The organism is Staphylococcus sp. HMSC034G07 (genome assembly GCF_001835975.1).
GTDB lineage: Bacteria > Bacillota > Bacilli > Staphylococcales > Staphylococcaceae > Staphylococcus > Staphylococcus ureilyticus.
The window spans coordinates 37,769-58,002 of record NZ_KV826593.1 but is presented as its reverse complement, the minus strand read 5'-3'; the positions used below and the strand labels follow the sequence as shown (position 1 = coordinate 58,002).

Below are 20,234 nucleotides of genomic sequence, written 5' to 3'. Positions count from 1 at the left end.
TTAAACTTTATAACGTGCATTTTTTATGAATTTAGAAAATACATATATAATTAAGCGTAATGAAATTAAATGAAGTATCACATTAAAATGCTAGTTGAGAGGAGAAAAGATATGATTAAAAAACTATTACAGTTTTCACTTGGAAATAAATTTGCAATTTTTCTTATGGTATTGCTGGTCATTTTAGGTGGTGTGTATTCAAGTGCAAAAATGAAACTTGAATTATTACCTGATGTTGAGCCACCAGTGATTACAGTACAAACAACCATGCCTGGTGCTACACCAGAAACGGTGAAGGAAGAAATTAGTGATAAAATTGATGACCAAATAAGGTCAATGGCAAGTGTGAAAAATGTTAATGCACAATCTATTCAAAATGCTTCTATGGTTTCTGTTGAATATGAAAATGGCACAGATATGGATAAGGCAGAAAACGATTTAAAAAAAGAACTTGATAAAATTAAGTTTGATGATGGTGTGGAAGACCCCGACTTAACAAGGAATTCAATGAATGCTTTTCCAATTGTGGCTTATTCTTTTACCACAAAGGATAATAATTTAAAAGATACAACAAAAAAAGTTAACAATCAGTTACTACCTAAACTTCAAACAATCGATGGTGTACAAAATGCACAATTGAATGGACAAACATCTAGAGAAGTTTCAATTAAATTTGATCAGGAAAAATTACAAGACAGAGGATTGACTGTAGATAGTGTGGAACAATTCTTAAAGGGTGCCACAAGTGAAACCCCGTTAGGTTTATTCCAGTTCGGTAAAACTGAAAAGTCAGTAGTGGTTGATGGCCAATTTACTTCAATAAGTGCATTGGAAAACCTTGAGATTCCATTATCAGCTTCAAGTATGAGCACTCAAGGTAACAACGATGAAAATGCAAGTCAAAGTACGAGTGACCAAAGTTCATCACAAGGAGGTAACATGGCAGCAGCAATGCCTACCTCAGATGATCAAGACGGTGAAAATAGCATGCCTTCTGTTAAACTCAAAGACATTGCAAATATTTCAGTTGGTGATGAACGACAATCTATTTCTAAAACAAATGGCAAAGATGCAGTCAATGTACAAGTGACGAAAGCACAAGATGCCAATACTGTTAAAGTAGCAAAAGATACGAAAAAAGAAATTGATGAATTTACCAAAGACAATAAAGATATCAAAGCTACTAAAGTTATGGATACTGCGAAACCAATAGAAGACTCGCTGTATACAATGATTGAAAAAGCAGCACTCGGTACGATTGTTGCCATAATTGTTATATTATTATTTTTAAGAAATATTAGAACAACAGCAATTTCAGTCGTTTCGATACCGATGTCTATATTAATTGCAATGGTTGCATTGAAATTAACAGATGTGTCGTTAAATATATTGACACTTGGTGCGTTAACAGTTGCGATAGGTCGGGTGATCGATGATTCAATTGTTGTAGTTGAAAATATTTATAGACGTTTATCAGATAAAAAAGAAACACTAACTGGTAACAACCTCATTATTAGTGCGACGAGTGAAGTGTTTAAACCGATAATGTCGTCGACAATCGTTACTATTATAGTTTTTCTACCATTGGCGTTTGTCAATGGTTCAGTAGGTGAGATGTTTAGGCCATTTGCATTAGCGATTGCATTTAGTTTACTAGCTTCTTTACTTGTTTCGATTACCATCGTACCTTCTTTAAGTGCTACTTTCTTCAAAAAAGGTGTCAAACAACAGAGAGAAGAAACATTAGGTCTGGTAGGAAGAGGATATAAACGTATACTCCGCTGGTCATTAGCGCACAAATGGATTGTAATGATTTTAAGTACAATCATTTTAATCGCTAGTATCGGTTTAGGGGCCGCTAAACTAGGGACTAGTTTTATCTCAACTGGAGAAGATAAATTCATGGCATTAACTTACACTCCTGAACCAGGTGAGACAGAGCAAGGTGTATTAGAACATGCCGAACAAGTACAAAAATACTTGAACACTAAAGATAAGGTGAAAACAGTTCAGTACTCTGTAGGTGGAGCAACGCCAACGGATCCTACAGGTAGTTCAAATAGTATGGCTATCATGGTTGAATATGAGAGTGATACACCTAACTTTGATGAAGAACCAGATAAAGTATTAAAACATATCAACAAATATCATCATCCTGGAGATTGGGCAAATCAGGATATGGGTACAGGTGGTACAAATAATGAATTAGCAATCACTGTTACTGGTCCATCTGTTGATGCTATCAAAGGAACTGTCAATAAAGTCGAAAAAGAAATGAAACATATTCATGGCATTGCTAATGTTAAGTCTGATTTATCTCAAACATACGAACAATATAATATCAAAGTCGATCAAAATAAAGCTTCCAATTATGGTTTGTCTGCATCACAATTAGCCATGACATTAAATCAGAATACACCTGAGCAAAGTGTCACAACCGTAAAGGAAAATGGTAAATCGATAGATGTGAAAATTAAAGAAGATAAAGAAACGGATTGGACAGAAGAAAAACTTAAAAATACTAAAATACAAACAGCTACTGGTCAATCTATTGAATTAAGTGATATCGCAAAATTAGAAAAAACAACGACGCCAAACAAAATAGAAACTAAAGCAGGAGACTATACGTCAAAAGTTTCCGGAAAAGTGACAAATGATGATGTTGGCGGGACTTCACAGAAAGTGTTGTCACAGTTAAATAAAATAGATAAGCCGAATAACGTAGACGTCAACATGGGAGGGGCAAATGAAGATATAGGAAATGCAGTAACACAATTATCTATGGCGATGTTAGCAGCAATTATTATAGTTTATTTAGTACTTGTGTTAACATTTAAAGGCGCATTGGCACCTTTCACAATATTATTCTCATTGCCATATACAGTGATAGGTGTAGTGGTTGCATTAGTGGTGACTGGCGAGACAATATCTGTACCTAGCATGATTGGTATGCTTATGCTAATTGGTATTGTTGTAACCAATGCAATTGTGTTAATTGATAGAGTGATTAATAAACAACATCAAGGTATGGCAATGCAAGCGGCACTGTTAGAAGCAGGAGGAACGCGTATCAGACCAATACTTATGACAGCATTAGCAACGATTGGTGCGTTGCTGCCAATGTTATTTGGTCAAGACAGTTCTATTATTATTTCAAAAGGTATGGCAGCGACTGTAGTAGGTGGATTGGTTTCTTCAACCTTATTAACTTTAATTGTTGTACCAGTAATATATGAAATATTATTTACATTAAAGTCAAAAATCTTGAGAAAAAGAAAGTAAAATAAAATGCGGACCTACGAGATGACATGCTTTTTGTAGATTTTGTATGTCCGTACTTATATATATGAGCACATGTTTGAATATATAAAATCAGCCCCGATAAGTTTCTTTTAATCAGAAATCTTGTCGGGGCTGATTTATATGTGTGACGTTACAGTATTTTAAAATAGTGGTTTTTAATATAAAACTAAAGTCAAAATAACATAAATTACAAATAAGATAACGCTCATTATATTTAAAATTTGAACGGCTTTTTGGTCTTTTTTGCCGTTTTTGAAAGCTGTAATTTCTACATTACCTATGATAAGCAGTAGGACAATAAAGACCCACCAATTGATTGCTGGGAACGATAATGTTGTAATAGCTACCACGAATAATAAAAGTAAAGACATAATAATACGTAAAATACGCGTTATAATGGTGTTCATTTTAAATATACTTATGTAACTTACGATTAAATATAACACTGGCAAAAATATAAGATACAGTTGCATTTATTACATCCTTTCTATGTTCGCCCTTAATCTTAGCATGTAAGTTATTGATTTACTAGGATGTTATTTATTTTCTTTTTGTCTAATTTCTGAACGTACCTCTGACATTTCTTGCTCTATTTTTTCAAGTTGTTTTATTAAAGGATCCACAGATTGATTAACTGATTCTCTTTTTTCGAGGTCTCCTTGTAATCTAACATAATCATATTTCAGTTCCGCTAATTTATCATTTAAATCCATTCAATTACCTCCATTTTTGTTTAATGTAAGCATTTCGTATATAAGTTGAATTATAACATGGATTCGAAAGCTTCTAAAATGGTTGCCACTTATGTTAAAGTATGAAAATAGAATGAAAACAGATGATTGGATGAAAGAAGGAATAATGTGACCCAACAATTTATCATTATTATATTACTCATTGCATTAGGCTATGTACTCAAACGGATAAATTACTTTAAAGCTAACGATAGTCAAGTCTTTTCAACACTCGTATTAAACATAACATTACCTTCTTTAGTGATTGTTAATTTAAATGGTGCAAGTTTAGATTTGTCACTATCAATATTACCGATAATGATGATATTGTATGGTGTTATCGCTAAGGTCATCGTGATTTGGTTTTTCTTAAAATATGACAATCACATACGTGGAACAGTTGGCATGATGACAGCTTCGCTAAATATTGGTTTATTTGCTTATCCACTTGTAGAAGCGATATGGCCTAAAACAGGAATGATATATTTTGGAATGGCAGATATAGGTGGCGCAATGATTATGTTTGGTGTTACATACTTTGTTGGCAGTTATTTCAGTAGTGCAGGTGATAATTTTGATTTTAAATATTTAGGAAAGAATTTACTTAAATCGGTTCCTTTAATGACATATATCATTATGTTTATATTAAATATGCTTAATATACACTTCCCAGAGCCTGTAATTAAATTTTTCTCTGTACTATCTGGCGCTAATATGCCACTTTCAATGATATTATTAGGTTTGATGCTCAACTTTAGTATTGATAAACGCTTCTTGCCTATTGCTTTAAAGTATTTAGGTTTACATTATGGATTGGGAATCATCGCAGGATTGCTCGTTTACTTCTTTTTACCAGTTGATAATGATATGATTAAAACAACACTACAAGTTGCTTGGTTATTACCAGTAGGTGTTGCTATTATACCTTATTCCATTCAATTTAAGTATAAGACTTTGCCACTCGTTGGAATGGTGAGTAATTTAACGATTTTAATTAGCATTATTATATTGTATGTATATCAAGCGTTATTTGTTTAATTGATTTTTGGAAGACTATGAAACGATTTAAATATAAAAAATAAGGGTCTGGGACACATCAATGGTGTCCCGGACCCTTAAATATTGATCATAAGTATTAATGACTAAATGCATGTGTTTGGATTGGCGTGATGACTTTATCCTTTACCTCCCATAAACGCGGGGTAATTAGTCATTCCGCCATCAACGTAAATGGTAGTTCCATGAATATAACTTGCTAAATCAGAGGCAAGAAATCTTGCTACATTTGCGACTTCATTTGCTTCACCAATCTCTTTTGCCGGAATCATTTCTAATGTTTCTGCACGTGTTGCTGGGTCTGAAAATTTTTCTTTTGTATGTTCCGTTACAATTGCCCCTGGTGAAATATTATTAATGCGGATGCCATATTGAGCATATTCCATAGACATTGTTTCCATCATTAATTTTAAACCGCCTTTACTAGCAGCGTAATTCACATAATTAGGCCAAGGGATTTTATCATGTACACTGGAAGTATTAAGAATAACACCTTTTTTATTCTCTTTTAGAAATTGATTAACTGCTGCTTTGGAACCTAAAAAAGCACCTGTTAGGTTAATATCAATTACTTTTTGCCACTCATCTAAAGGCATTTCATGTGTTGGGATTGCTTTTTCAAATCCGGCATTGTTAATCATGATATCTAATGTACCAAAGTGATTTACAGTAGTTTGAATGAGGTGATCAATATCATTTTCTTTAGAGATATCTGCTTGAACTTTTAATGCTTTGCCACCAGCATTTTCAATTAATTTAATTGAGGCTTCTATAGCATCCATATGACGTTCGGATCTGTAGTTTAATACGACATTCGCTTGTTCTTCACCAAACTGCTCTGCCATGGCTTTTCCAATACCACTACCAGCCCCAGTAATAATGACTACTTTTCCTGCTAAATCTTTAAACATTTAAGATTCCTCCTAGTTATTCGGCATAAATTTTGATGAATTAAAGTGTTTAGTCGAATACAGTTTTATAATACTTGATTAAGCTTTAATATTGCCTAAAACAAATGCAGCGATAACGATTAAAATGATACCTGTCCAGATGCCTATCATCTGACGTTTATCTTTTCGTTCACCTAAAAGGAAAATGCCACCAAGTGTAGAAACAATTACTAATAATTGTGAAAATGAGAAACTTGTCGCCACACCTACTTTTGGTTGTGAATAGAACATAAACAAGTTACCTATACCCCATATGACACCTGGTATCAGGTTCCAAACTGTACTTCTAATCGTAGTTTCATGTTTAGCTGATAATATTAATCCACCTATTGCCATACCAATAGATTGGAAAAATAGGGCATTCATACCATCAACACCAAAAATTTGTGCAACTACAACATAGACGACATAACCTACAGTGGAAATTAACAAGATAGGAATTGCTTTACCAAAGTTTTTCGTACTTTCTGAAGCTTCATTTTTACCTTTAATTGAAGTAAGCGCAATACCGCCAACAAGTAAAATCATTGCAACTAAGCCAAGAATTACTTGTGTGCCAGTACTCCATTCACCTAAAAATATAGCACTAAATAAAGTGGTACCTACAAGTTGTAACCCTGTTGAAATTGGCATTGTTTTAGATACGCCAATTAAACTGACTGATTTTAATTGATAACCTTGTCCTAATGCCCAAAAAGCACCAGATATTAAACCTACAATAATGACGATGGGGTCATCGAATTTTGTATTGCCAGTAAGTAATAATAAGATACCTATGATAAGTGCACCGAAAGTAGTCCCTCTGATTTGATTGTAAGGGCCACCACCAACGAGTACATTAATTAAAACAACACTTCCCCAAAATAATGCTGGGAGCAGGGCAATTAATAAATCCATAATTAAGCTTCACTCACTCTCTATTTATTTTTACTTTCCCTTTATAAAACAATCACTGAAGATTGCCCTAGACACTCATTTTAAAGTAAAGGTATCGAATAGTAAAAATATTAGATTACAGTTCAGCTTTTTAATTTTTAAAATAGTCTAGATGGATATTAAAAATGTAAAAATATAAAACACTTATAATTTAAATGTATGCCGCTACGTACTTGAATTTTTTATATTCATAATTAATGTTAAAACCTAATTCGTTGAAACGCTCAACAAGTGTAGTATTTTTACTGCGTATTTTAAAATATATCTTATCAATATCAAAAGTTGAAAAAGCAAAATGTAGAGAATATGATAGTAAATCAAAAGCAATCCCCATTAATCTGTAATCAGAGTGCGAAGAAAAGTATTTGATTTCAGCTATATGGTTGTTTTCAGCGATTTCAAGATATAAATAACCTTTTAATAATCCTTCAGACATGAATATAAATAGGCGATGGTACTCATCTAATGATTTTACAATTTCAGCAGCAGTCATTACATCATGTTTAAATGTTTGATCATGTAATTTACTAAAATAAGGATAGAACGCAGGTTGATATTCAATAATATTTTGTTCATTACCAACATTTCCAATATCTTTTGTAGAAATGAGATAGTAGTCAGTAAAGCTATAGGATGCACCTAATGATTTCATAAACGGTAAGTATTCTTGTTCATGTTCTTCAAAAGAAAAATTAAAATTTGCAGTATCAGGTTTACTTTGAGCTAAAGCATCAAAAAGTTGTGTCATTTCTTCGATAGTAGGCGTAATATTTTTGTGTATGAATGGGCCTAATACTTTATATTTATTATCTTCGTACTTTAAAGCTAAAAGTAACATTGTAATTTCATCTTGATTGTTCACTTGTGCAAATACACCAGGATCCTGTATTGCATTGGTAATAGCAGACCTAATATCATTATGCATTTGTGGTAATTTGTACAAATAAGAAGCAGATTGATAGTTAGCATTATTCAAAAATTCCAAGATTTGATCGACATCGTTCGGATTTGTTGTTTTCATATAATACCTCCATATGATGAACTATTAAGTTAATTATAAGAACTTTTTCATGTAAATGGAAGTTTTGATGTGCTATATACATGTTACAATAAGAATATCATTGAACTGAAAGGACGAAATTATGAAATCACTCATTATTGCAGAAAAACCTTCTGTAGGTAGAGATATTGCGCAAGCATTAAATATAAATGATAAACGTAATGGTTACTTTGAAAATAATAAATATATTGTGACTTGGGCATTGGGGCATTTAGTTACAAATGCTACGCCAGAACAATATGATAATAATTATAAAGAATGGAAACTTAACGATCTCCCTATTATACCTAACCGTATGAAGACGGTTGTCATAAGTAAGACCAAAAAACAATTTTCTATTGTACAATCATTAATCAATAACAAAAACACAAAAGATATTATTATCGCAACAGATGCCGGTAGAGAAGGTGAACTTGTTGCGCGTTTAATTTTGGATAAATCTCATAATAAGAAACCGATTAAAAGATTGTGGATTAGTTCAGTAACAAAAAAAGCAATTAAAGATGGCTTTTCAAAATTACAAGATGGTCGTAAATTTAACAATTTATATTATGCAGCACTTGCTCGAAGTGAGGCAGACTGGATTGTTGGTATCAATGCAACGCGTGCATTAACTACGAAATATGATGCACAATTGTCTCTCGGTAGAGTTCAGACACCGACGATACAACTCGTTCAAATGAGACAAAACGAAATTAATCACTTTTCTCCACAAACTTATTTTAAAATGAATATTGTTGCTGGGGGGCTTACATTCCAATGTGTGACGCCAGAGACAAGTAATGATAAATCAGTTTTTGAAAAGATAAAAAGTGAAATCAGTGAGAAAGACGGTTTGATTGAAAGTATTAATAAAAAACATAAAAAGTCCTATGCACCTAAACTGTTCAGTTTAACAGATTTGCAACAAGAGGCATACAAACGTTATCACTTTGGTCCAAAAGAAACATTGAATGTTTTACAGACTTTGTATGAAAGACATAAACTAGTAACATACCCACGAACAGATTCTAATTATTTAACTGATGATATGGTAAATACACTAAAAGATAGAATACAAGCTATCATGGGCACATCGTTAAAAGAAATTGCAAAAAAACAATTAACACAATCTTTTTCAATAAATGAAAAATTTATAAATAATCAAAAAGTATCAGACCACCATGCAATTATTCCAACAGAAGTACGTCCAGATATGAATCAACTAACCCAACGTGAAACAAAAATTTATCTGATGATTGCTCAAAGATTTTTAGAAAATCTTATGCCGCCACACGAATACGAGGCTGTATCAATCCAAATTGTAAGTGAGAAATATAAATTCGAATTTAAAGATAAAATCACTAAAAAATTAGGGTTTAAAGCGATTTATGAAACTGAAGCATCAGTAAACGAGCAAATAGAAAAATTAACAAAATCATCCAAATTGCATATCACACAGGCTAAAATTGAGCACCATGAAACAATGCCACCTTCATATTTTAATGAAGGTACATTATTAAAAGCGATGGAAAGCCCACAAAAATTCTTTAAATTAAACAATAAAAAATATAATGAAACATTAAAAGAAACAGGTGGAATTGGAACTGTTGCGACTAGAGCAGATATCATTGAAAAATTATTTAATATGAATGCAATCGAATCACGTGACGGTAAAATCAAAGTTACCTCTAAAGGAAAACAAATACTAGAGCTTGCACCACAAAAATTAACATCTCCGCTATTAACTGCTGAGTGGGAAGAAAAACTATCTTTAATAGAACAAGGTAAATATAATGCCAATCAATTTATATCTGAGATGAAAAATTTCACACATGAAGTTGTCAGTGAAATAAAAGAAAGCGAACAGAATTATAAACACGATAATTTAACCACAACGGAATGTCCTACATGTGGCAAATTTATGATTAAAGTTAAAACTAAAAATGGACAAATGCTAGTTTGTCAGGATCCGAAATGTAAAACTAAAAAGAATATTCAAAGAAAAACCAATGCGCGTTGTCCAAATTGCCATAAAAAAATGATGTTGTTTGGAAAAGGAAAAGAAGCAGTATATCGTTGTGTGTGCGGACATACTGAAACACAAGCACAAATGGATAAACGTCATAAAAATAAAAAATCAGATAAAGTAAACAAAAAAGATTTAAAAAAATATATGAATAACAATGATGGCTTAGAGAACAATCCATTTCAAGATGCGTTAAAAGGTTTGAAATTTTAAATAAATCGAACGAATAGCATTAATTTTGACAAGAAGTTCGTGTTTGCTATTGTAAAATAATGAAATTGGTATTAGAATGTGTAGGTATTTTAAAAAAAGGAGAACTAAACCGTGAAAAAGTATTTCAAGTTTGAAAAACATAAAACAAACTATAAGAAAGAGATACTTGGTGGGCTTACAACTTTCTTGTCAATGGCATATATCTTAGCTGTCAACCCTCAAGTACTAAGTTTAGCAGGCGTAAAAGGTGTTTCAGAAAATATGAAAATGGATCAAGGTGCTATTTTTGTTGCTACAGCACTAGCAGCGTTTGTTGGTTCGTTATTCATGGGCTTGATAGCTAGGTATCCAATTGCCTTAGCACCCGGCATGGGCTTAAATGCGTTTTTCGCATTTACAGTGGTGTTAACAATGGGAATTCCATGGCAAGTAGGTTTGACTGGTGTGTTATTCTCTGGTGTAGTTTTTGCAATACTAACTATGACAGGTTTAAGAGAGACCATTATTAATGCAATACCCTATCAAATGAAAATGGCGGTTTCAGCGGGTATAGGTTTGTTTATTACATTTGTAGGATTACAAAGCTCAGGAATTATTACTAATAATGATTCTACATTAGTGACTTTGGGTCATATAACTGATGGTCCAGTATTGTTAACAATATTTGGAATTATAATAACAGTGATTCTGTATGCTGTTAGAGTACCTGGTGCTATATTTATTGGTATGGTACTAACATCTATTTTAGGTATGCTTACAGGATTAATACATACACCAAGTGGCATTGTAGGCAAAGTACCAAGTATTGAACCTACTTTTGGAGCCGCTTTTGAAGCATTCAAAGATCCCGGTCAGTTGTTCACTGTGCAATTTTTAATTGTAATTTTAACGTTTTTATTTATAGATTTCTTCGATACTGCAGGTACACTTGTTGCAGTAGCAACACAAGCAGGTATGATGAAGAATAATAAATTACCGAGAGCTGGACGCGCACTATTTTCTGATTCATTAGCAACGATAGTTGGTTCAATTTTTGGTACGACAACAACAACTTCCTATATTGAATCTACGTCAGGTGTCGCTGTAGGGGCGCGTACTGGATTTGCTAGTGTTGTTACAGGTTTTTGTTTCTTATTAGCTATATTTTTTAGTCCTTTAATGGAAGTAGTAACAAGTGCAGTGACTACACCAGCGCTTGTAGTCGTGGGCGTATTGATGGCTGCCAACTTTGCGGAAATAGATTGGAAAAAATTCGAAGTTGCCGTACCGGCATTTATCACGATTATTATGATGCCATTATCCTATTCAATCGCAACTGGTATTGCTTGTGGTTTCATCTTTTATCCAATCACAATGTTGATTTCTAAAAGACATAAAGAAGTCCACCCAATCATGTATGCTTTAATGATATTGTTTATATTATATTTTGTATTTGTTCACGGCTAAATAAAAAATCCTTTTGCAGCGTTTCGTATCGCAGCAAAAGGATTTTTTTGTAAGCACTTATTACTAATAAAAATTTTATAAAAAAGGATGTGTTTCTTCATTATAATATAGCTATCATAACTATATATTTTTAAAACTTCTTATTCTCTTGTTTGTGTTGTGTATAAACAACTTTTGCATGTTTGTTTGGAACATAAAGTGGTGTCGAAAAAATAATTAACACAAAGAACAACATTAAAAAGAATAAAATCCAATGCACAATCATACCAACAAAAGGTACAAATGCTAAAAAGGAACCGAAAACACCTAATAAAGGAATCACTAACATTGGTTTAATAGAATTTTGTTTATCAACGACTAATATAATCACGATTACAAAGTAGAGCAATGCATTGATTAATAAAGGTTGCCAACCAAAACTAAAAATAATACTCCCACCTAAAAACGGAATACCATATATAAACTCACCAGCAATTATTATTAAACTCAAAATTATAAGCGTTGTACGAATACCACTTTTCATTAATATTCACTCCTAACTAAATAATAGTATAAACGAAATAAATGAAATAGAAATAAAAAAGAACAAATAATCAATTAAAATTACAAACATCAAAAATTTCCGAAAAGAGGTTGAACTGAATAAGTAGTTCAAGTATAATAACAAGGTATGTGTTAGGCAAATAGTAAAAACTTTTGCAGAAAAGCTTGATAAATCACTGCTTTTCATGTAACATATCTAATGTTGGACTTTAAGAACACGCGATGAAGCGAAAGGTTACTGACACACCCGGCCGCTTTGCCATGGCGCTGTGTGAGATAGTTTTCGTGGAGAAGTCTATCACTTAAATGTAGACGAATAAGGAGGGAAAATTATGGCAAAACAAAAAATCAGAATCAGATTAAAAGCTTATGATCACAGAGTTATCGATCAATCTGCAGAAAAAATTGTTGAAACAGCAAAACGTTCTGGTGCAGATGTTTCTGGACCAATTCCGTTACCGACTGAAAGATCAGTTTACACTGTAATTCGTGCCGTGCATAAGTATAAAGATTCACGTGAACAATTCGAACAACGTACACATAAACGCTTAATCGATATTGTTAACCCTACACCTAAAACAGTAGATGCTCTTATGGGCTTAAACTTACCATCTGGTGTAGACATCGAAATCAAATTATAATAGAAAAATTTAGGAGGTGGACTTTCGATGACCAAAGGAATCTTAGGAAGAAAAATCGGGATGACACAAGTTTTCGGAGAAAACGGTGATTTAATCCCTGTAACAGTAGTAGAAGCTAGTGAAAACGTAGTATTACAAAAGAAAACTGAAGAAGTAGATGGCTATAATGCAATCCAAGTAGGTTATGCTGATAAAGCAGCTTACAAAAAAGGAAGCAAATCAAGCAAATATGCTAATAAGCCAGCTGAAGGTCACGCTAAAAAAGCGAGCTCAGCACCTAAGCGCTTCATTCGTGAATTCAGAAACGTCAATGTTGATGAATACGAAGTAGGTCAAGAAGTCTCAGTTGAAACATTTGAAGCTGGTGACATCATCGATGTAACTGGCGTATCTAAAGGTAAAGGATTCCAAGGTGCTATCAAGCGCCATAACCAAGCACGTGGACCAATGTCTCATGGTTCTCATTTCCATAGATCACCTGGTTCAGTAGGTATGGCATCTGATGCTTCAAAAGTTTTCAAAGGACAAAAAATGCCAGGACGTATGGGCGGAAACACAGTAACAGTCCAAAACTTAGAAGTAGTTCAAGTTGACGCTGAAAACAAAGTTATCTTAGTAAAAGGTAACGTACCAGGTCCAAAAAAAGGATTCTTAGAAATTTCTTCATCAATTAAAGGTAATAAATAATTATAGAGCGAAAGGAGGAAATGCATAATGGCAAATTATGATGTATTAAAAGTAGATGGAACTAAATCAGGTTCAGTTGAATTAAGCGATGCAGTATTTGCAATCGAACCAAACAACAACGTTCTTTTTGAAGCAATTAATTTACAACGTGCTTCATTACGCCAAGGTACACATGCTGTTAAGAACCGTTCAGCAGTACGTGGTGGTGGACGTAAACCATGGAGACAAAAAGGTACAGGACGTGCGCGTCAAGGTACTATTCGTGCGCCACAATGGCGTGGTGGTGGTATCGTATTCGGACCAACACCAAGAAGCTATGCTTACAAAATGCCTAAGAAAATGCGTCGTTTAGCTTTACGCTCAGCATTATCTTTCAAAGCACAAGAAAATAGCTTAACAATTGTAGATACATTAAGTTTTGAAACTCCGAAAACAAAAGAATTCAAAACTGTACTTTCTAACTTAGAACAACCTACAAAAGTGTTAGTAATCACTGAATCTGAAGATGTAAATGTTGCACTTTCAGCACGTAACATCCCAGGTGTTCAAGTAACAACTGCACAAGGTTTAAACGTTCTAGATTTAACAAGCGCTGACAGTGTCGTAATCACAGAAGCAGCTGCTAAAAAAGTTGAGGAGGTGCTCGGATAATGGAAGCAAGAGACGTTCTTAAGCGCCCCGTAATCACTGAAAAATCTTCAGTTGCAATGGCTGAAGACAAATATACATTCGATGTTGATACTCGTGCGAATAAAACACAAGTAAAAATCGCTGTAGAAGAAATCTTTGATGTAAAAGTTGATAATGTGAATATTATTAACTACAAACCAAAGAAAAAACGTATGGGCCGTTACCAAGGCTATACAAACAAACGACGCGTAGCAATCGTTAAATTAAAAGAAGGATCAATCGATCTATTTAACTAAAAATTACCAATAAGGAGGTAAACGACAATGGCTCTAAAAAAATATAAGCCAATTACTAACGGTCGTCGTAATATGACTAGTTTAGATTTCGCTGAAATTACGAAAACTACTCCTGAAAAGTCACTATTACAACCGCTACCGAAAAGAGCGGGACGAAATCATCAAGGTAAATTGACTGTACGCCATCATGGCGGTGGACACAAACGTCAATATCGTGTAATTGATTTCAAACGTAACAAAGATGGTATCCAAGCAAAAGTTGATTCAATTCAATATGATCCAAACCGTTCAGCAAATATCGCATTGTTATTTTACGCTGATGGAGAAAAACGTTATATTATTGCACCTAAAAACTTAAAAGTAGGTCAAACACTTGAAAGTGGTGCAGAAGCAGATATTAAAGTAGGTAATGCACTACCACTACAAAATATTCCAGTAGGTACTGTTATTCATAACATCGAGTTGAAACCTGGTAGAGGTGGACAAATCGCTCGTTCTGCTGGTGCAAGTGCACAAGTATTAGGTAAAGAAGGTAAATATGTATTAATCAGATTAAGATCTGGCGAAGTACGTATGATTCTTTCAACTTGCCGTGCTACTATTGGACAAGTTGGTAATATCCAACACGAACTTGTTAACGTTGGTAAAGCTGGACGTTCAAGATGGAAAGGTATCCGTCCAACAGTTCGTGGTTCTGTAATGAACCCTAACGATCACCCACACGGTGGTGGTGAAGGACGCGCACCAATCGGTATGCCTTCTCCAATGTCACCTTGGGGCAAACCAACACTTGGTAAGAAAACACGTCGCGGTAAAAAATCATCAGATAAACTTATCGTTCGTGGACGTAAGAAAAAATAAAAATAACTTATTTGGGTGTGCGGCTTAACCGCTGCACGCACATAATAAGAAGGGAGGCGCCACTATGGCTCGTAGTATTAAAAAAGGACCTTTCGTTGACGATCACCTAATGAAAAAGGTTGAAGCTCAAAGCGGAAGCGAGAAAAAACAAGTAATCAAAACTTGGTCACGTCGTTCAACTATTTTCCCTGATTTCATCGGACATACATTCGCTGTATATGATGGACGTAAACATGTGCCTGTATTTGTAACAGAAGATATGGTTGGTCATAAACTTGGAGAGTTTGCACCAACACGTACATTTAAAGGTCACGTTGCAGACGATAAAAAAACAAGAAGATAATATCTAACAGGTAGAGGAGGAAATTGGAATGGAAGCAAAAGCGGTTGCTAAAACAATAAGAATCGCACCTCGTAAAGTTAGATTAGTATTAGATCTAATTAGAGGCAAAAGCGCTGGTGAAGCGATAGCGATTTTGAAATTAACAAACAAGGCTTCATCACCAGTAATTGAGAAATTATTAATGTCCGCTTTAGCTAATGCAGAACATAACTATGACATGAACACAGATGAGTTAATAGTTAAAGAAGCTTATGCTAATGAAGGACCAACTTTAAAACGTTTCCGTCCACGTGCACAAGGTAGTGCAAGTGCGATTAACAAACGTACAAGCCACATTACAATCGTCGTAAGTGACGGTAAAGAAGAAGCTAAAGAAGCTTAATAAAATCTTAAGGAGGGAACACTGTGGGTCAAAAAATTAATCCAATTGGACTTCGTGTCGGTGTAATCCGTGATTGGGAAGCTAAATGGTATGCAGAAAAAGACTTCGCATCATTATTACACGAAGATTTAAAAATCCGTAAGTTTATTGATAACGCATTAAGTGAAGCTTCAGTTTCTCATGTAGAAATTGAACGTGCTGCTAATCGTATCAACATCGCTATTCACACTGGTAAACCTGGTATGGTAATCGGTAAAGGCGGTTCAGAAATAGAAAAACTTCGTAACAAATTAAATTCATTAACAAATAAAAAAGTACACATCAACGTAATTGAAATCAAAAAAGTAGATTTAGATGCTAAATTGGTAGCGGAAAACATTGCGCGTCAATTAGAAAATCGTGCATCTTTCCGTCGTGTACAAAAACAAGCTATTACAAGAGCGATGAAACAAGGCGCTAAAGGTATCAAAACACAAGTATCTGGTCGTTTAGCTGGTGCTGATATCGCTCGTGCAGAACAATATTCAGAAGGAACTGTTCCACTTCATACACTACGTGCTGACATAGGCTATGCACACGCAGAAGCAGACACAACTTATGGTAAGTTAGGTGTCAAAGTGTGGATTTATCGTGGAGAAGTTCTTCCTACTAAGAACACTAGTGAAGGAGGAAAATAATAATGTTACTACCAAAACGTGTTAAATATCGTCGTCAACATCGTCCTAAAACAACTGGTCGTTCTAAAGGCGGTAACTATGTAACATTTGGTGAGTATGGTTTACAAGCAACTACAACGTCTTGGATCACATCTCGTCAAATCGAATCAGCTCGTATTGCAATGACTCGTTATATGAAACGTGGCGGGAAAGTTTGGATCAAAATCTTCCCACACACACCTTACACTAAAAAACCTTTAGAAGTTCGTATGGGTGCTGGTAAAGGTGCCGTTGAAGGCTGGATTGCTGTTGCAAAACCAGGTAGAATTTTATTTGAAGTTGCAGGCGTAAACGAAGAAGTTGCGCGTGAAGCATTACGTTTAGCTAGTCACAAACTTCCAGTTAAAACTAAGTTTGTAAAACGTGAAGAATTGGGTGGTGAAACAAATGAAAGCTAAGGAAATTAGAGACTTAACCACTTCTGAAATCGAAGAACAAATCAAATCTTCAAAAGAGGAGCTTTTTAACCTACGCTTTCAGTTAGCTACAGGACAATTAGAGGAAACTGCACGTATTCGTACAGTAAGAAAAACGATTGCACGTCTAAAAACTGTTGCTCGTGAAAGAGAAATTGAACAAGGTAAGGCTAATCAATAATCAAATTGAAAGAGGAGGTTACTAAAGTGAGCGAAAGAAATGATCGTAAAGTTTATGTAGGTAGAGTCGTTTCCGATAAAATGGATAAAACAGTAACTGTACTTGTTGAAACATACAAAACACACAAACTATATGGCAAACGAGTAAAATACTCTAAAAAATACAAAACACATGATGAAAACAACTCAGCTAAATTAGGGGACATCGTTAAGATTCAAGAAACACGTCCTTTATCAGCAACTAAGCGTTTCCGTTTAGTAGATATTGTTGAAGAATCAGTAATTATTTAATAAACAGTGAAGATAAAGGAGGTTTAACACATGATCCAACAAGAAACACGATTAAAAGTAGCAGATAACTCTGGTGCACGTGAAGTACTTACAGTCAAAGTATTAGGTGGATCTGGTCGTAAAACAGCGAACATTGGTGACGTAATCGTCGTTACTGTTAAACATGCTACACCAGGCGGCGTTGTCAAAAAAGGTGAAGTAGTTAAAGCTGTTGTTGTACGTACTAAATCAGGTGTACGTCGTAATGACGGTTCATATATCAAATTTGATGAAAATGCATGTGTCATCATTCGTGACGACAAAGGCCCACGTGGTACTCGTATTTTTGGACCAGTTGCGCGTGAATTACGTGAAGGTAATTTCATGAAAATTGTATCATTAGCTCCAGAAGTACTTTAATAAACTATTTATAAATATATAAATTTAAGGAGGTGCCACACATGCATATCAAAAAAGGTGACAACGTAAAAGTTATCGCAGGTAAAGACAAAGGTAAAGAAGGTAAAGTAGTAGCTACTGAACCTAAAAAAGACCGTGTCGTTGTGGAAGGTGTTAACACTATTAAAAAACACCAAAAACCAACTCAATTTAATCCTGAAGGTGGAATCTTAGAAACAGAGGTAGCAATCCATGTTTCTAATGTACAATTATTAGACCCTAAAACGAATGAACCTACTCGTGTAGGTTACAAATTCGAAGACGGTAAAAAAGTTAGAATTGCAAAAAAATCTGGCGAAGAAATTAAATCTAATAATGAATAATTAATTGAAAGGAGGATCCACTGTGAATCGTTTAAAAGAAAAATTTAATACTGAAGTTACAACGGACTTAGTAAAAAAATTCAACTATAGTTCTGTAATGGAAGTACCAAAAATAGAAAAAATTGTAGTAAACATGGGTGTTGGTGATGCTGTACAAAACTCTAAAGTATTAGATGATGCTGTAGAAGAATTACAAGCTATCACTGGTCAAAAACCATTAGTAACTAAAGCGAAAAAATCTGTCGCTACATTCCGTTTGCGTGAAGGTATGCCAATCGGTGCTAAAGTAACTTTACGCGGTGAAAGAATGTATGACTTTTTAGATAAATTAATTGCGGTATCACTTCCACGTGTTCGTGACTTCCGTGGTGTATCAAAATCAGCATTTGACGGTAGAGGTAACTACACTTTAGGTGTTAAAGAACAATTAATTTTCCCTGAAATCGACTATGACCGAGTAAGTAAAATACGAGGAATGGATATCGTTATCGTAACAACTGCTAACACTGACGAGGAAGCTCGTGAATTGTTAACACAATTCGGTATGCCATTTCAAAAATAATCTCTAAAGGAGGCTAATTAAGTGGCTAAAAGTTCAATGGTTGCTAAGCAACAAAAAAAACAAAAGTTCCAAGTACGTGAATATACGCGTTGTGAACGTTGTGGTCGTCCACATTCTGTATATCGTAAATTTAAATTATGCCGTATTTGTTTCCGTGAATTAGCTTATAAAGGCCAAATCCCTGGCGTTCGTAAAGCTAGCTGGTAATAGAAAAAAGTCTGAAAGGAGGCAACATTCAATGACAATCAACGATCCAATTGCAGATATGCTAACTCGTGTAAGAAACGCAAACATGGTGCGTCACGATAAGTTAGAATTACCTGCATCAAATATTAAAAAAGAAATTGCTGAAATATTAAAAAGTGAAGGTTTCATTAAAAACGTAGAATACGTTGAAGACGATAAACAAGGGGTTATCCGTTTATTCCTTAAATATGGTCAAAACAATGAACGTGTTATCACTGGATTAAAACGTATCTCAAAACCAGGTTTACGTGTTTATGCTAAAGCAAACGAAGTACCTAAAGTATTAAATGGTTTAGGTATTGCATTAGTTTCTACTTCTGAAGGTGTAATCACTGATAAAGAAGCAAGAAAACGTAATATTGGTGGAGAAATCTTAGGTTACGTTTGGTAATAATTAATAACAAGGAGGTGCGATAACATGAGTCGTGTTGGTAAAAAAATTATTGACATCCCTAGCGACGTTACAGTAACTATCGAAGGAAATACAGTTTCTGTTAAAGGTCCAAAAGGCGAATTATCACAAACAATGAATGAAAGAATGACATATAAGCAAGATGAAAACACATTAGAAGTTGTTAGACCAACTGATTCTCAAAATGATAGAACAGTTCATGGTACAACTCGTGCTTTGATTAATAATATGATTCTAGGTGTTAAAGATGGCTATAAAAAAACACTTGAGCTTGTAGGTGTTGGTTACCGTGCTCAAATGCAAGGTAATGACCTAGTATTAAACGTTGGATACTCACATCCAGTTGAATTTAAAGCTGAAGATGGAATCACTTTCGGTGTTGATAAAAACACTACAGTAACTGTAGAAGGTATTTCAAAAGAACAAGTTGGAGCGATTGCTTCAAACATCCGTTCAGTAAGACCTCCAGAACCTTACAAAGGTAAAGGGATCCGTTACCAAGGTGAATACGTTCGCCGTAAAGAAGGTAAAACTGGTAAATAATAAATAACTTTCAGAAGAAAG

Annotated in this window: 27 protein-coding genes; 21 read left to right on the top strand and 6 right to left on the bottom strand. The window is 34.2% G+C overall.

What is annotated here, in order from left to right:
- The first annotated feature begins 111 nt into the window (after positions 1 to 111).
- A complete protein-coding gene (locus HMPREF2586_RS01565) occupies positions 112 to 3,282 on the top strand; it encodes an efflux RND transporter permease subunit (RefSeq protein ID WP_070657867.1) in 3,171 nt (1,056 codons plus the stop codon).
- 176 nt (positions 3,283 to 3,458) lie between these two features.
- Here HMPREF2586_RS01565 and mspA read toward each other — a convergent pair whose 3' ends face one another.
- Together mspA and HMPREF2586_RS12790 are read right to left on the bottom strand one after the other, a co-directional pair.
- The gene (mspA, locus tag HMPREF2586_RS01560) at positions 3,459 to 3,776 is read right to left on the bottom strand and encodes a membrane stabilizing protein MspA (RefSeq protein WP_046208433.1); all 318 of its coding nucleotides are present in this window, start codon (positions 3,774 to 3,776) and stop codon (positions 3,459 to 3,461) included.
- A 63-nt stretch (positions 3,777 to 3,839) separates the two neighbouring features.
- Entirely contained in the window at positions 3,840 to 4,016 is a 177-nt protein-coding gene (locus HMPREF2586_RS12790; RefSeq protein WP_164987263.1) for an SE1832 family protein, read from the bottom strand.
- 147 nt (positions 4,017 to 4,163) lie between these two features.
- Between HMPREF2586_RS12790 and HMPREF2586_RS01555 the strand changes: the two genes are divergently transcribed.
- Positions 4,164 to 5,072 (top strand): AEC family transporter, encoded by a 909-nt coding sequence (locus HMPREF2586_RS01555; protein ID WP_046208432.1) that lies wholly within the window; start codon positions 4,164 to 4,166, stop codon positions 5,070 to 5,072.
- 137 nt (positions 5,073 to 5,209) lie between these two features.
- On the opposite strand, the gene HMPREF2586_RS01550 is transcribed toward HMPREF2586_RS01555, so the two are convergent.
- The 3 genes from HMPREF2586_RS01550 to HMPREF2586_RS01540 form a co-directional block, all read right to left on the bottom strand.
- The gene (locus tag HMPREF2586_RS01550; protein WP_070657865.1) at positions 5,210 to 6,001 is read right to left on the bottom strand and encodes a glucose 1-dehydrogenase; all 792 of its coding nucleotides are present in this window, start codon (positions 5,999 to 6,001) and stop codon (positions 5,210 to 5,212) included.
- Positions 6,002 to 6,079: 78 nt separating this feature from the next.
- A complete protein-coding gene (locus HMPREF2586_RS01545; protein WP_046208430.1) occupies positions 6,080 to 6,937 on the bottom strand; it encodes a RhaT/GlcU family sugar-proton symporter in 858 nt (285 codons plus the stop codon).
- Between the two features lie 190 nt (positions 6,938 to 7,127).
- The gene (locus HMPREF2586_RS01540; protein WP_070657864.1) at positions 7,128 to 7,997 is read right to left on the bottom strand and encodes a GNAT family N-acetyltransferase; all 870 of its coding nucleotides are present in this window, start codon (positions 7,995 to 7,997) and stop codon (positions 7,128 to 7,130) included.
- A 121-nt stretch (positions 7,998 to 8,118) separates the two neighbouring features.
- On the opposite strand from HMPREF2586_RS01540, the gene HMPREF2586_RS01535 reads away from it, so the two are divergent.
- Complete coding sequence (locus HMPREF2586_RS01535) at positions 8,119 to 10,257, top strand: DNA topoisomerase III (RefSeq protein ID WP_070812605.1); 2,139 nt, start codon at positions 8,119 to 8,121, stop codon at positions 10,255 to 10,257.
- A gap of 111 nt (positions 10,258 to 10,368) precedes the next feature.
- Positions 10,369 to 11,703 carry an NCS2 family permease gene (locus HMPREF2586_RS01530; RefSeq protein ID WP_046208428.1) on the top strand — a complete coding sequence of 445 codons (1,335 nt, stop codon included), beginning with the start codon at positions 10,369 to 10,371 and terminating at the stop codon, positions 11,701 to 11,703.
- Positions 11,704 to 11,833: 130 nt separating this feature from the next.
- On the opposite strand, the gene HMPREF2586_RS01525 is transcribed toward HMPREF2586_RS01530, so the two are convergent.
- Positions 11,834 to 12,226, bottom strand: coding sequence for a hypothetical protein (locus HMPREF2586_RS01525; protein ID WP_070657860.1), 393 nt, complete (start codon positions 12,224 to 12,226; stop codon positions 11,834 to 11,836).
- Between the two features lie 352 nt (positions 12,227 to 12,578).
- Here HMPREF2586_RS01525 and rpsJ point away from each other — a divergent pair, with 352 nt between their 5' ends.
- The 17 genes from rpsJ to rplF all read left to right on the top strand — a co-directional run bounded on the left by rpsJ (position 12,579) and on the right by rplF (position 20,213).
- Positions 12,579 to 12,887 (top strand): 30S ribosomal protein S10, encoded by a 309-nt coding sequence (gene rpsJ / locus HMPREF2586_RS01520; RefSeq protein WP_002482611.1) that lies wholly within the window; start codon positions 12,579 to 12,581, stop codon positions 12,885 to 12,887.
- A 27-nt stretch (positions 12,888 to 12,914) separates the two neighbouring features.
- Entirely contained in the window at positions 12,915 to 13,574 is a 660-nt protein-coding gene (gene rplC, locus HMPREF2586_RS01515; protein WP_046208426.1) for a 50S ribosomal protein L3, read from the top strand.
- Between the two features lie 27 nt (positions 13,575 to 13,601).
- Positions 13,602 to 14,225: a 50S ribosomal protein L4 gene (gene rplD, locus HMPREF2586_RS01510; RefSeq protein ID WP_046208425.1), complete on the top strand. Its 624-nt coding sequence runs from the start codon at positions 13,602 to 13,604 to the stop codon at positions 14,223 to 14,225.
- Positions 14,225 to 14,500, top strand: a complete 276-nt coding sequence (gene rplW / locus HMPREF2586_RS01505) for a 50S ribosomal protein L23 (protein WP_046208424.1) — start codon at positions 14,225 to 14,227, stop codon at positions 14,498 to 14,500. Before rplD ends, rplW begins: the two co-directional genes overlap by 1 nt.
- 27 nt (positions 14,501 to 14,527) lie before the next feature.
- Positions 14,528 to 15,361 carry a 50S ribosomal protein L2 gene (gene rplB, locus HMPREF2586_RS01500; RefSeq protein ID WP_046208423.1) on the top strand — a complete coding sequence of 278 codons (834 nt, stop codon included), beginning with the start codon at positions 14,528 to 14,530 and terminating at the stop codon, positions 15,359 to 15,361.
- Positions 15,362 to 15,425: 64 nt separating this feature from the next.
- The gene (gene rpsS, locus HMPREF2586_RS01495) at positions 15,426 to 15,704 is read left to right on the top strand and encodes a 30S ribosomal protein S19 (RefSeq protein ID WP_019468644.1); all 279 of its coding nucleotides are present in this window, start codon (positions 15,426 to 15,428) and stop codon (positions 15,702 to 15,704) included.
- A 28-nt stretch (positions 15,705 to 15,732) separates the two neighbouring features.
- Positions 15,733 to 16,086: a 50S ribosomal protein L22 gene (gene rplV / locus HMPREF2586_RS01490; RefSeq protein WP_019468645.1), complete on the top strand. Its 354-nt coding sequence runs from the start codon at positions 15,733 to 15,735 to the stop codon at positions 16,084 to 16,086.
- A 23-nt stretch (positions 16,087 to 16,109) separates the two neighbouring features.
- Positions 16,110 to 16,763, top strand: a complete 654-nt coding sequence (gene rpsC, locus HMPREF2586_RS01485) for a 30S ribosomal protein S3 (RefSeq protein WP_019468646.1) — start codon at positions 16,110 to 16,112, stop codon at positions 16,761 to 16,763.
- 2 nt (positions 16,764 to 16,765) lie between these two features.
- Complete coding sequence (gene rplP, locus HMPREF2586_RS01480) at positions 16,766 to 17,200, top strand: 50S ribosomal protein L16 (RefSeq protein ID WP_019468647.1); 435 nt, start codon at positions 16,766 to 16,768, stop codon at positions 17,198 to 17,200.
- Positions 17,190 to 17,399: a 50S ribosomal protein L29 gene (gene rpmC, locus HMPREF2586_RS01475; protein ID WP_002482620.1), complete on the top strand. Its 210-nt coding sequence runs from the start codon at positions 17,190 to 17,192 to the stop codon at positions 17,397 to 17,399. The genes rplP and rpmC overlap by 11 nt, the downstream gene beginning before the upstream one ends.
- Before the next feature lie 26 nt (positions 17,400 to 17,425).
- Positions 17,426 to 17,689: a 30S ribosomal protein S17 gene (gene rpsQ / locus HMPREF2586_RS01470; protein ID WP_019468648.1), complete on the top strand. Its 264-nt coding sequence runs from the start codon at positions 17,426 to 17,428 to the stop codon at positions 17,687 to 17,689.
- 30 nt (positions 17,690 to 17,719) lie between these two features.
- On the top strand, positions 17,720 to 18,088 hold the full coding sequence (gene rplN, locus HMPREF2586_RS01465; RefSeq protein ID WP_019468649.1) for a 50S ribosomal protein L14: 369 nt from the start codon (positions 17,720 to 17,722) through the stop codon (positions 18,086 to 18,088).
- A gap of 41 nt (positions 18,089 to 18,129) precedes the next feature.
- The gene (rplX, locus tag HMPREF2586_RS01460) at positions 18,130 to 18,450 is read left to right on the top strand and encodes a 50S ribosomal protein L24 (RefSeq protein WP_070812604.1); all 321 of its coding nucleotides are present in this window, start codon (positions 18,130 to 18,132) and stop codon (positions 18,448 to 18,450) included.
- 22 nt (positions 18,451 to 18,472) lie between these two features.
- A complete protein-coding gene (gene rplE / locus HMPREF2586_RS01455; RefSeq protein ID WP_046208422.1) occupies positions 18,473 to 19,012 on the top strand; it encodes a 50S ribosomal protein L5 in 540 nt (179 codons plus the stop codon).
- A gap of 21 nt (positions 19,013 to 19,033) precedes the next feature.
- On the top strand, positions 19,034 to 19,219 hold the full coding sequence (locus HMPREF2586_RS01450) for a type Z 30S ribosomal protein S14 (RefSeq protein ID WP_046208421.1): 186 nt from the start codon (positions 19,034 to 19,036) through the stop codon (positions 19,217 to 19,219).
- Positions 19,220 to 19,250: 31 nt separating this feature from the next.
- Positions 19,251 to 19,649, top strand: a complete 399-nt coding sequence (rpsH, locus tag HMPREF2586_RS01445; protein ID WP_019468652.1) for a 30S ribosomal protein S8 — start codon at positions 19,251 to 19,253, stop codon at positions 19,647 to 19,649.
- A gap of 27 nt (positions 19,650 to 19,676) precedes the next feature.
- The gene (gene rplF, locus HMPREF2586_RS01440; protein WP_019468653.1) at positions 19,677 to 20,213 is read left to right on the top strand and encodes a 50S ribosomal protein L6; all 537 of its coding nucleotides are present in this window, start codon (positions 19,677 to 19,679) and stop codon (positions 20,211 to 20,213) included.
- Positions 20,214 to 20,234 lie beyond the last annotated feature (21 nt).